Genomic DNA, 5,108 nt, shown 5'->3' with positions numbered 1-5,108 from the left:
TTGTGGTGCCTTCGTTCAGACGTATTGCTAAGGTTAAAACGGAGGAGTTAGTTGGATGATCCAGCACCTCTGCTCGCGAGCTTCGGCCCGCAACGCCTGATCTGGGGCAGCGACTGGCCGGTGCTGAACCTGGCGGCCGATTACGCGGGCTGGATTGCCGCCTGCGCCGCGCTGCTGGACGGCCTGGATGCGCCGGACCGGCACGCCGTGTTCGGGCTGAACGCCCGGCGTTTTTACCGTATCGGCTGAGGAGGAGTGATATGCAGAGAATGGGAATGATGATCGGCATCGCGCCGGAAAAGATCGCGGAATACAAGGCGCTGCACGCCGCCGTCTGGCCGCAGGTGCTGGCGCGGCTGAGCGAGGCGAACGTGCGCAACTACGCGATCTTCCTGCGCGAACCGGAGAACGTGCTGTTCGGGTATTGGGAATACCACGGCGCGGACTTCAATGCCGACATGGGGCGCATCGCGGCCGATCCGGAAACCCGGCGCTGGTGGACGTTCTGCAGCCCCTGCCAGGTGCCGCTCGCGAGCCGGGCCGAAGGCGAGCACTGGGCGATGATGGAGCCGGTGTTCCACATGGATTGAGCGTCCGGATCGTTATCCGGGTCGACGGGCGCGGACGGCTGGCCAGGCTGCGCCGCCGCACCCGGCGCGATGTCAGCCGTCGCTGCGCAGCGCCGCGATCGGGTCCAGCGCCGCCGCCTGGCGCGCCGGATACACGCCGAACCCGAGTCCCACCGCCACGCACGCCAGCACGGCCAGCAGCAGGCTGACGGGCGACCACGCGACCGACCACCCGGCCAGCGCCGCTATGCCGTAGGCCGCCGCGGCGCCCAGCACCAGGCCCAGCGCGGCGCCGCTGACGGCGATCACGAGCGCCTCGGCGAGGAACTGCTCCACCACGTCGCGCCGGCGCGCGCCGAGCGCCCGTTTCAGGCCGACTTCCCGGCGCCGTTCCAGCACGTTGGCCAGCATGATGTTCATGATGCCGATGCCGCCCACCAGCAGCGACACGGCCGCGATCGAACTCATGACGATGGTGAAGATGCGCTGCGTCTGCTGGTTCTGGCGATACAGGCCCATCGGCACGATGAGGCTGGTGTCGTCGACGCCGCCGTGGCGCTGGGCGATCAGCGCCTGCAGCACGCGCGCCGCGTCGTCCGGCGCCACCTTGCCGTCCAGGCGCACGCTGAGGCCGTCCACCTCGTCGTCGATGCGGCGGAAACTGAATCGGGCGCGGCCCGTTTGCCAGGGCACGAACAGGCGTTCGTCGTCCAGCCCCAGCTTGACGCCTTCGAATTCGGATTTGCCGGGCGTGCGGTCGGCCAGCACGCCCACCACCTGCAGCCACACGTGGTTGACCTTGACCCGCTGGCCGATGGCCGGCGCGGCGCCGAACAGCGTGTGCGCGAGGCGTGCGCCCAGCACGCACACGGGGGCCAGCGTGGCGCCGTCGGCCGGGGTGAGCCAGCGGCCCGCCGCCAGCTGCAGGCCGCCGTGTTCCGCGTAGCCCGGCGACACGGCGAAGGCCTGTCCGCTCACGACGCGCGCGCCGACGATCAACTGGTCGACCTGGATCTCCTTTCAGCGCCACCGAGCGGGCACCCGGCACGACGGACAGCGCCGCCACGCCGTCGGCAGCCGACAATCCCAGCGACCGGGGACGGACGTCCTTCAAGTGCTCGGCGTCGATGCCCTTGCTCTCGACCAGCACATTGTTCAGCCCCAGCTCCGCCACGAGCCGCAGCGCCTCGCGCCTGCTGCCTTCGCCCACGGCCAGCATGGCGACGATGGCGCCCACGCCGAAGATCATGCCCAGCAGCGTGAGGCCGGTGCGCAGTTTGCGCCGCCGCAGCTCGGCGACGGCTTCCAGCAAGAGTGCGCGATTCATGTGGTCTTGTCCCTTGGAGGCAGCAGCACGACGCGCGCGCCGGGCGCGAGGCCGCTCCTGATTTCGCTGCGCACCGGGCCGCGCAGCCCCAGTTCGACGGCGTGCTTCACCGGCCGGCCGGCGTCGATCGTGTACACGGCGTAGGCGGCGCCGTCCTGCACCAGCGCGATGTTCGGCACCGTCAGCGCCGCCGCTTTCGCCACCAGGCTCACCGTGCCGCGCAGCGCCTGGCCCGGCTTCAGGCCCAGCCGGCGCGCCTGTTCGGTGCCGATGGCGGCGTCGAAATCGCTGTACTTGACGGGCGAATCAGGCGAGACGGTGCTGGCGCTGCTGCCGACCCGCGTCACCGTCAGATCGAGTTCGGTGCCGGTGCCGGCCAGGCGCACCCGCACGGGCAGGCCGGGCTTGAGACCGTAGGCCTGGCCCTCGGCCACGCTGAAGTGGGCCACGAGCTGGTCGAGGTCGGGCAGGGCGCCGAACGGCTCGCCCGCCATCTGGCTGGCGCCGACCTGCGGCTTGGCGCCGTCCCAGCGCGCGCCCAGCAGGAACACGCCGTCGTGCGGCGCCACGAGCTCCAGCGATTCCAGGCTCTTGCGCTGCTGTGCGGCGTTCTGCACGACGCTGTCGCGCTGCGAGTGCAGCACGGCGTCCTGCGCGGCGCCGCGGGCCCGGGCCTGGCCGCCCTTCCATGCGAGGTAGGTGCGCTTCTTCGTGAGGAAGCCGACGTCGGCCAGCGCATCGAGGATCGTGTTGCGGGCAAAGACGGAGAGGTCGACGCCGGCATAGCGCCGCGACAGGCCCAGGTCGTCCTCGACCTTGGCGCGGTCGCCGGCGAGGACGCCCCGTTCGACGGCCGCGTTCTGGCGATTGGCTTCCTCGGCCAGCGTCTTGCGCAGCAGTTCGACGTCTGCCTGCGACAGTTCCGCGCGCGCCTGCGGGGCGTCGAACCGGGCCACCACCTGGCCTTTCGTGACGCTGCTGCCGTCCGCCACCATGTCCACCAGCACGCGGGTCGTCCAGCCGCTGCCGGGCACCGCCAGCGGCGTGTTGGCGGCGGCCTTGATCTCGCCGTCGACGTCGAGCGTTTCACTCCACGCCCGCGCGGCGAGGGTTTCGGCGGGGCCGGACGCCGCCGTCGACGACGCGCCGGCGACCGGACAGCAGCGCGGCCAGGCCGGCCGCCAGCGCGGCGGCGCTTTTGTGAAGATATGGCATCGGTTCTCTCATGGCTGAGGCGCGGCGGCGGCCACGCGGCGCACGGCGTCCGGCAACAGTTCCACCTGGACGGCGGCGCCGGGTTTGAGGTCTTGCGGCGGCGCGTCGAATTCGAGCTGGACGTCGCGCACGACGGCCGCCTGCGCCGCCGACTTGCTGTGGAAGGCGCGTCCGAGGCCGGTCACGCGCGCCGCCAGCGCCTGGCGCGCGCCGCCCACGGTGACGCGCGCGGCCTGGCCCACCTGCACGCCGGCCGCCTGCGCTTCGGGCACCTTGGCGTCGACGCCGAGCCGCTCCGGATCGGCCAGCGTCGCGACCGACAGGCCCATCCAGACCTGGCTGCCGATGCTGAATTTATTGCCGTCCATGCCGATCCGGTGCAGCACCATGCCGCGCCGCGGCGCCACGACGGTCAACGCGGCCTGGCCCTTGACCAGGTCGGCGATCTGGCCGCGCATCTGCGCCACGTCGGACGCCAGGCCCGCGCGCTCGGCCCGGCGGGCGCGCCGCTGGGCCTCGAACTGGGCCTGCATCAGCTGCGCCAGACTGGCCTTCTCGGCGCGCTCGATCACCAGCTTGTCGTAGTCGACGCGGCGGATCAGGTCCTTGGGCTGGCTGGCCTTGCGCTCGGCCTTGTCGGCATTGCTCTGCGCCTCGGCCTGCGCCAGCGCGCCGGCGCGGTCGGCCTCGGCCTGGTCCAGCCGCAGCTTGTCCAGCGCCCGCTCGCGTTCCTGCAGCGCCGCCCGCAGCGCGATCAGCCGGTTCGTCACCTCGCTCGCTTCGAACACGGCGATGGGCTGCCCGGCCTGCACCAGCGTGCCTTCGGGCGCGAGGAACGCCAGCTTGTACTGCCAGATGAACGGGATGGTGGGCGGCGCCACCGGCGTCGAGCGGCGCGACGCGATCTCGCCTTCGATCGTCAGTCCGGCGGCGGACGCCTTCACCGGCTGCGCGGCGGCACCCGGCGCCAGCGGTTCGACGAGCACGCTCATGCCGGCCGCCAGCGGCAGGCCGTGACGGTCCGGCAGCGCGATCCTGGCGCGGAAGTAGCGCCCCTGGCCCCAGCGCGGCCGCGCTTCCGGCGCGCTGGTGATCCCGGTCAGCGTGCCGGCCAGCGCCACGCCGGGCAGGGCGTCGAAGCGCAGGCCGACGGCCTGCCCGGTGCGCAGGTAGGGACGGTCCGCTTCCAGCACCCAGGCCGTGACGACCATCCGGCCATCGCCCAGCACCGTGCCGGCGGCGTTGCCCGGCCACGCCGTCGATCCCTCGTCCAGCCGCTCGCCGCGGAAGGGACTGTAGCCGTGCACCACGATGCCCGCGCGCGTGGCCCGCACTTCGGACTGCGCGAGCTGGGCGAGCTGGAATGCCTCGTTGATCTGCATTTTGCGCACTTCGAGCGCGCCGTCTTCCCGGCGCCGCGCGACGGCCGCGCGGGCATTCCCCAGGCTCTCCCGCTTGATCGCGAGGTCGCGCGTGGCGCGGTCCAGTTCGGCCTGGTGGCGGTCGTAGTCGAGCGCCGCGATCTGCCGTTTCGGCAGCGCCGCATCGACCTTCGCCTTGTCCAGCGCGGCCTGCGCGCTGACCAGCGCCTTTTCGGCTTCGACGGCCGCGACTTCCAGCGTGGCCGTCTCGCTGTCGGCCTTGGCGCGGGCGCGGTCCCGCTCCATCCTGAGCTGGTCGAGATTGGCGGCGGTCGCCGATTCCGTCCGCAGCACCACGTCGCCCGCCTTCACCAGCGTGCCCTCGGGGACGAAGTTGCGCAGCACGATGGGCTGCGTGTTCGAAGGCGGCACGAAGATGGTCTGCGAATCCTCCGCTTCCACCTCGCCGGTCAGCAGCACGGGACGCGCCGTGGCCGCGGCGGCAAGGCCCGGCGCGGCGGCGGCCGGCGGCCTGGCGGCGGTCCAGGCATGCGCGGCGGCGGCGCCGATCGTCAGCGCCAGCGCCGCGCATCCCAATGCGACGCCGCGCCGCGTCATGGCTGGCCGCCGGCCACG

Annotated in this window: 6 protein-coding genes and 1 pseudogene; 2 read left to right on the top strand and 5 right to left on the bottom strand. The window is 72.3% G+C overall.

The genetic code is table 11. The annotated features are described in order from the left end of the window. Positions 1-51: 51 nt before the first annotated feature. Positions 52-249 carry an amidohydrolase family protein gene (locus ACWNCF_RS00150; protein ID WP_449405596.1) on the top strand — a complete coding sequence of 66 codons (198 nt, stop codon included), beginning with the start codon at positions 52-54 and terminating at the stop codon, positions 247-249. Between the two features lie 11 nt (positions 250-260). Beyond that, entirely contained in the window at positions 261-590 is a 330-nt protein-coding gene (locus ACWNCF_RS00145) for an L-rhamnose mutarotase (protein WP_449405595.1), read from the top strand. 72 nt (positions 591-662) lie between these two features. Here ACWNCF_RS00145 and ACWNCF_RS00140 read toward each other — a convergent pair whose 3' ends face one another. The 5 genes and pseudogenes from ACWNCF_RS00140 to ACWNCF_RS00120 form a co-directional block, all read right to left on the bottom strand. Continuing rightward, positions 663-1,547: an ABC transporter permease gene (locus ACWNCF_RS00140; RefSeq protein WP_449405594.1), complete on the bottom strand. Its 885-nt coding sequence runs from the start codon at positions 1,545-1,547 to the stop codon at positions 663-665. A 190-nt stretch (positions 1,548-1,737) separates the two neighbouring features. Continuing rightward, a pseudogene (locus ACWNCF_RS00135) lies at positions 1,738-1,788 on the bottom strand (hypothetical protein); the annotation flags it as partial. 104 nt (positions 1,789-1,892) lie between these two features. Further along, complete coding sequence (locus tag ACWNCF_RS00130) at positions 1,893-2,930, bottom strand: efflux RND transporter periplasmic adaptor subunit (protein ID WP_449405593.1); 1,038 nt, start codon at positions 2,928-2,930, stop codon at positions 1,893-1,895. A gap of 52 nt (positions 2,931-2,982) precedes the next feature. Continuing rightward, a complete protein-coding gene (locus ACWNCF_RS00125) occupies positions 2,983-3,111 on the bottom strand; it encodes a hypothetical protein (RefSeq protein ID WP_449405592.1) in 129 nt (42 codons plus the stop codon). 8 nt (positions 3,112-3,119) lie between these two features. Continuing rightward, positions 3,120-5,108 (bottom strand): HlyD family secretion protein (locus ACWNCF_RS00120; RefSeq protein ID WP_449405591.1); only part of this gene is annotated, 1,989 nt, incomplete at its 5' end.

The organism is Massilia phosphatilytica (assembly GCF_977014125.1).
Note: the sequence above shows the minus strand (reverse complement) of the source record. Positions and strands in the feature narration are given on the sequence as shown.